The sequence below is a fragment of the Candidatus Thermoplasmatota archaeon genome, assembly GCA_035540375.1.
Lineage (GTDB): Archaea > Thermoplasmatota > SW-10-69-26 > JACQPN01 > JAJPHT01 > DATLGO01.
In genome coordinates, this window is sequence record DATLGO010000019.1 from 1 (window position 1) to 5,915 (window position 5,915).

Below are 5,915 nucleotides of genomic sequence, written 5' to 3' on the forward strand. Positions count from 1 at the left end.
CGTCGACTGCAACCCGACGGGGTACGCGGACTACTGCCCGAAGAGCGGCAACTACCTTGAGCTCGACACGATGGACGTGTACTACTGGGACACGGGCTCCGCGGACGTGCGCGAGGAGTTCCGGGCGCCGACGCTGACGAACACGGGGGCGAAGGCGGATGCCTACTTCCCGTACGTGTGGACGTGGCCATACATCAACAATGAGCCGGTGGGTCCGAACGCCTACTGCCTGGCCGCGATCTGCCCTGCCGCTCGTGTCGCCGTCGTGGGACCGCATTGTGTCGATCTCCACGCGAGCTGGACGAGCCGAATCTACGTGGACGGCGTAAAGATCCAAAAACCGATGACGTCGAGCGAAAAAGTGGGTTGCGGGAACCCGGCGGTCACTTTCATCGACCTCGTTTCAAGATCGCCGGCCCAAAACGTCTGCTTCGATTATCCGATCGAAAGCTGGGTGACGTTCGATCTCGATGATTCGAAGGTTGCGCACGTCGTCCGAGAAGACTACTACAATGGCGGCGCCGGCCAGCTGTTCTTGCAGTGCGGGTGAAATGATGGTCGCAGGCCGAGCTGTTGCGTTCGTGACTTTCGTCGTAGGATTGCTGATCCTGTCGATTCCTTCGGCGAGCGCGTGCACTCAGGGACCGGCAGGGGAGGCGACCTGGGTCCCGTTGCCCATGGGCGCCTATTGGAACGAGAATCCGCACTCGCTTGATTTGAGCACGGTGCAGTTGATGACGGGGCAGGGTGCCTACGTACAACCCTACAACTATCGTCCGGTCGAAGGGGGCCCGTGTGTCGCCGCCTTCTGGGCAGGGACGGGAACCCTCTCGAGTCAATGTCCCTCGTCGGAGAACGGGCGATATTCGCTCGGGAGCGTGTTTGTCCCGATTCCGGACGGTGGCACGCATTGGTCGGGAGGCAACCTTTACGTGAGCGGTCACCAACGTGGGGTGAACTTGGAGACTTACCATGACGATGGGAGCGGTCATTGCGTGCCGCTTGCGCAAGCGCGTCCCGAGGCCGATAGGGAGTGGGAGCGCTGCCTGAGGTGCTCGTCCTGAACGGTCGCAACCTCGAGAGGGCCTTGGCCCCCGCGATGGTTCTGTCTCTCCTCTTCGTCAATCGGGCAGTCATTGCCGGGCACGCGGATGACTCGAAAGAGTTAACGATCGTTTCCGAGCGTCTCGCGGGACCGGGATGGATCTGGGTGACCGCACGGACGCCGGTGGGCTCGACCTTCGAATTCAGTGTTTGGGCGTACGGCCACGGTCCACCGTTCGCGCATGGATCACGGTTCATCGTGACAGGGGGGACCTATAAAGAGCAGATCCGGATCGCGACCGAAAATCACGAATTTCGCGAGAATACGGAAGTCTTGACGGCGCCGTGGCCCGACGGTTTCGTTTCAGGCTACAAGACTGGCGGCGGTGGTTGGAACCAAGCTTTGGTCTGGGTCGCGGGGAACGTATCGAGTTGGCGTTACGAGATTCGGGGTCATGGGCTCGAAATCGGGGAGCTCGCGACGGGGAACAGTTCGTTCCTATACTTGTCGCACGATTTCGAGGCGCCGCTCGCGATCGAGGCCTATGTCGGTGCAGGCGCGCGCGTCCAGCCGGATGCCGTGAAGGAGCTGCGCTTCGAAGGCCTTTCGGCGGGCGGGTACCTCGTCAAATCCCTGCATAGCTTCGTCGGGCTTCGCGATCTTGGGTTCGGGGAGCCGACGACAGAGTTGAAGTGGACGGACTCCAAGGGCGTCGTGCGGGCGTGTCCGTGCGTGTGGTATCCAGCCTGGGAGGGTGGTCCGGTGTCGCCGCGCGCGGAGCCCGGTTTGCACCGTTTCGAGTTCTCGACGATTTCGGCGGGCGAGTCCCAGATCGACGAGATCTGGATCACGGGGTTGGATTTCGGTGGTTTCCGAAGCGCCTTGTGGAGTTGAGTCGGAATCCTCGATCCTGCTGCTTGTACTCGAAGCGCGCGATCGCGCGCCCGGATCTCGTGGCCGGAGACAGGCATAACCCCACAGGCTCCCCGCAAACGACTGCCCGATAAGCGGGAACGACCTCGGGCTCGAGACGATGGACGTGTACTCCTGGCCATTCGGGCGCCGCAGCCCGTTGGCCACGGAGTTCCAGCGCCATCGCTCACGAACACGGGGCAGACGTCGGATGCGCACTTTCCCGGATGTGAGGAGGTGGCCATCCTTTCATGGCGAAGCCACAAGCCCCACGACTCCGTGTCAAGTTTCGAGTTGCTCTGCGGGGAAAGTCGCGGTGGTGGGCACTCATTGTGTAACGCTGTGGGTTGAATACAGCGAATTCCTCTCCGGACCCCTGAAGGGACGGTCCCCGTAGCCTGTTCGGCGCCACCCTACACCGGCGCCATCACGCCCGCGCCGCCCGCGGCGCCCTCGGGGGCAGAGTGGCATCAGCATCCTTACTCGGGGGGTTGGTATACCGTGGAGGAAACTGAAGGAGACATCACGCTCCATCGTCGCAATGAAAACGTCGCGGGGGCCTCCTGCGCTCCGATCTTGGAGCCGGATTTGGCGACGTGGCCTGCCCCTTGCAGCAAACCCTCGGCGGAATACGGCCTTGGTTCGTGGGGTGTTGAGGTGCCGAACCGGGGTACCTGGCACAATGAGCCGGACGGGCACATTTATTCAGGCGGATCCCACCTCTCTGTCCGGGCTCGCGCTGAGACCAAGAACGTCGAAGGTCATTGCGCACCTGGCGCACATGTCTGGGCGGAGGAGAGAACTTGGGAGCGTTGCGTTTCATGCCGGCCGTAATAGGTGGCCCGTCCCTCCTATTGAGACTCCTCGTCATTGTCCTGGTGGTAGCCATCGCGTTCCCGGGCGCAGGCGTGCGCGCGGAAGCGTCGGAGATGGAGATCGTTCTCGCCTCCGGCGCCATCGAGGGCCCAGGATGGTTTTGGGTGAGTCTTCGAGAGGGATCCCCGGGTTGGCTCAGAGGCGAGTTGTACGCTTACGACGTGGGGTCGCCCACGGTGGCCGCACACTTGACCGACATCGCGTTTGGAGCGGGGCATACCTTCTACAAAGAAGGTGTGCGGGCCGAGTGGGGCGCGTCCTCTTTCCAGGGCGGGGACTTGGACCTCTTGGACCCGAGCTTCAATCGGATGCCGATCGGGGGGTTTCAAAATGGGCCTCACTGGGGGACGTTCCAAAGTCTCCTATGGGTTGCTGGAAACGTTTCACACTGGACGTATGAGATCCGGGGGCCCGGCGATGTTGAGCTCGTAGAACTTGAGACAGGCGATTCGGTCTTCCTCTACCTCTCCCACGATTTTCGCGGGGATGTTCAAGTCGAGGCCCATACGCCGGTGGCGGGTGCGAGGTTCCATGGTCCTTCGAGCCTCGATCATCTTTTCGCAGGTCGTTGGGCTGGGGTTTTCAAAGCGGTTTCTGTCGTTGACAACGAGTTTTCCTCAAACGCCGCGACAAAGCTGCACTGGACGCGTCCCGAGGGTTCACGCGTGAACTGTGTATGCGTTTGGACGCCCTTCAAGAACGCGTTTCCTCTGGCGGAGCCGGGTCTGCACAGGTTCGAAATGTCGTCGGCTTCGGTTGGCCTGAACTCTGATGAGGTCTTCTTCACGGGTGTGGACTTCGGGAATTTCACGAGCGCGAGTTGGTCTTGAGTCGCCTTGACCGACGGAGCCTGGACTCGTGCATACAGACGAACTCGCCGCGAAACATTGACCGTCCGGCGTTGATCGTTCCATTTGACGCCGCCGCGCGCTGGGCGGCTCGCCGCGCGCGGAGCCCGATTTGCATCGTTACGAGTTCGGCAGGCGATCCCGGCGGGAAATCTGGATCACGGGCGTGGATTTCGAGGGGTTCCGAAGTCGCCTGTGGAGCTGAATTCCGAGCTGGTCTCGGGCCCCGCTACACCGGCGCCATCACGCCCGCCCCGCCCGCGGCCCCGAGCACGAGGTTGAGGCTCGCGCGCGCGTGGAGAACGAGGCCAAGAATGGCCGTCGCGGTGAGCCGGTCGACGCCGGGCGCGTCGTGGAGGCGCGCGCGGGTCTCGCGGCCGAAGAGGCGCTCGGCCTCGACCTCCACGACGGGCCGCCCGTCGTGCTGCACCGTGAGGTGCGGGAGCATGACGCCCTCGCGCGCGACGGCAAAGCGCCGCGCGTCCGTCGTCTCGATCGTCATCGCGCCCGAGACGAGGTTGTATTCGAGCGTCGCCAGGCGGCGGCCTTCGTGCGCGACGTGGAAGCGCGGCACGAGGAGGCCTTCGCGCGTGAGCTCGAAGCGCGCGCCGTCGAGGTCGAACTCGCCCGGCTTCGTCACGTGCATGCGGTAGCGGCCCGCCCGGCGGCCGGTCGCGTCCTCGATCACGAGGTCCGGCGCGACGTGGAAGCGGCCCTTGCGCGAGGCGACCCTGAAGGACTCTATGCCGCGCGGATCGGAACGGGGGCCCCCTTGAACGTGCCCGCGCAGTCCTCGATGGAGGAACGGCTTTGCGGCGGGGCGGGCATGCGGGCGGCATGGCCGACTGCATCTTCTGCAGGATCGTGGCGGGCCAGATCCCCGCCGCGAAGATCCACGAGGACGCGGAGACGCTCGTCTTCCTCGACATCCACCCGCTCGCGGAGGGGCACGCGCTCGTGATCCCGAAGCGGCACGCCGTGCGCGTGCAGGACCTCCCCGACGCGGCCGCGGCGGCGCTCGCGCGCGCCATCGCGGTCGCGACCCGCAAGCAGGCCGCGGCCCTCGGCGCGGAAGGCGCGACGCTCGCGGTGAACGACGGCCCCGCGGCGGGCCAGGAGGTGCCGCACGTGCACGTGCACGTCGTGCCGCGGCGCAAGGGCGACGGCGGCGCGCCCATCCACGCGCTCCCGTGGCCGCGGCCCGCGCAGTCCATCGACCAGGTGAAGGCGGTCGCCGAGCGGCTCTCGAAGGCGTAGCGTCAGCGCTTCGTCGACCCGCGCGCCGCGAGCACCGCTTCGAGGCGGTCCTCCCACGGCGCGGGCTCGAGGGGCGCGAACGACGGCTCAGGAACGGGCTCGACGCGCTCGACGGGAACGCTCGTCGCCGCCTCGGCCTCGCCCGCCGCCGCGGCTTCGACGCGCGCCTCGACGGCCTCGGGAAGCGTGACCTCGACGCGGCGCTCGACGGCGCGCGCGATGACGGCGTCGGCGCGCTCGCCCACCGTCGCGAGGAGCTCGGGCGTCGGCGCGAACGGCGCGCGCGGCCTGGGCGCGGCGGGCTCGGGCGCGGCGGCGACCGGTTCGGGCTCGGGCGCGGGAGGCGCCTCGACGGGCGCTTCCGGCGCGGGCGCGGCCGGCACGGGCGTCTCGTCCTTCGCGAGCCGGCGCTTCAGGCGCTCCGCGAGCGTCGCGCGCGGGGCCGGCGGGATGACCTCCTTGAGATCGGGGTCGCGCGGCGGCGGCTTCGCGACGCGCTTCGGGAGCTTGATCGACGGGAGCTTCGGGAGGCGCTCGGCGAGCGACTTCGCGGGCTTCGTCTCCGCGGCCTCCGCCGGCGCTGCGTCGGCGGATTCGGCCGCGCGGCGCGGGAACCGGAGCTTCCCGAGGCCGAACGGCGCGGCCTTCGGGGCCTCGTCCTCGGCCTCGGATGCGGGCGGCGGCATCGCGTCGTCGGTGCGGCGGCGCGGGAGCTTCAGCTTCCCGAAGAGGTCGCGCACGACGTTTGCGCGCGCGGGTTCCGCGGCGGTATCGACGGCCGCCTCCATCGCGGCGACGGGGGCCTCGGGCGCGGGCTCCGCGACGGGCTCCGGCGCGGGGGGCGCCTCGACGGCCGTTTCGTCCGCGACGGGCTCGGGCGCGGGCGGCGGCATCGCGCGCTCGCGGCCCTGCACGGGCACGCGCACGACGGCGGGCGCGGGCGCTTCGACAGGCTCGACCGAGAGGATCTCGAAGAC

Annotated in this window: 6 protein-coding genes; 4 read left to right on the top strand and 2 right to left on the bottom strand. The window is 67.0% G+C overall.

Features of this window, described 5'->3' with window-relative positions:
- The 3 genes from VM889_02420 to VM889_02430 form a co-directional block, all read left to right on the top strand.
- On the top strand, positions 1-550 hold a 550-nt coding region (locus VM889_02420; protein HVL47390.1), incomplete at its 5' end, for a hypothetical protein.
- A gap of 549 nt (positions 551-1,099) precedes the next feature.
- Positions 1,100-1,939, top strand: coding sequence for a hypothetical protein (locus VM889_02425; protein ID HVL47391.1), 840 nt, complete (start codon positions 1,100-1,102; stop codon positions 1,937-1,939).
- Between the two features lie 947 nt (positions 1,940-2,886).
- The gene (locus VM889_02430; GenBank protein HVL47392.1) at positions 2,887-3,663 is read left to right on the top strand and encodes a hypothetical protein; all 777 of its coding nucleotides are present in this window, start codon (positions 2,887-2,889) and stop codon (positions 3,661-3,663) included.
- 247 nt (positions 3,664-3,910) lie between these two features.
- Here VM889_02430 and VM889_02435 read toward each other — a convergent pair whose 3' ends face one another.
- Positions 3,911-4,369, bottom strand: coding sequence for a hypothetical protein (locus tag VM889_02435; protein HVL47393.1), 459 nt, complete (start codon positions 4,367-4,369; stop codon positions 3,911-3,913).
- A 149-nt stretch (positions 4,370-4,518) separates the two neighbouring features.
- Between VM889_02435 and VM889_02440 the strand changes: the two genes are divergently transcribed.
- Positions 4,519-4,938 (top strand): HIT domain-containing protein, encoded by a 420-nt coding sequence (locus VM889_02440; GenBank protein ID HVL47394.1) that lies wholly within the window; start codon positions 4,519-4,521, stop codon positions 4,936-4,938.
- Between the two features lie 2 nt (positions 4,939-4,940).
- On the opposite strand, the gene VM889_02445 is transcribed toward VM889_02440, so the two are convergent.
- On the bottom strand, positions 4,941-5,915 hold a 975-nt coding region (locus tag VM889_02445), incomplete at its 5' end, for a hypothetical protein (GenBank protein HVL47395.1).

Excerpts from the sequence above, each read along its gene's own strand:
- VM889_02440 (HVL47394.1), top strand. The coding sequence starts at position 4,519 with ATGGCCGACTGCATCTTCTGCAGGATCGTGGCGGGCCAGATCCCCGCC.
- VM889_02430 (HVL47392.1), top strand. The coding sequence starts at position 2,887 with ATGGAGATCGTTCTCGCCTCCGGCGCCATCGAGGGCCCAGGATGGTTT.
- VM889_02425 (HVL47391.1), top strand. The coding sequence starts at position 1,100 with ATGGTTCTGTCTCTCCTCTTCGTCAATCGGGCAGTCATTGCCGGGCAC.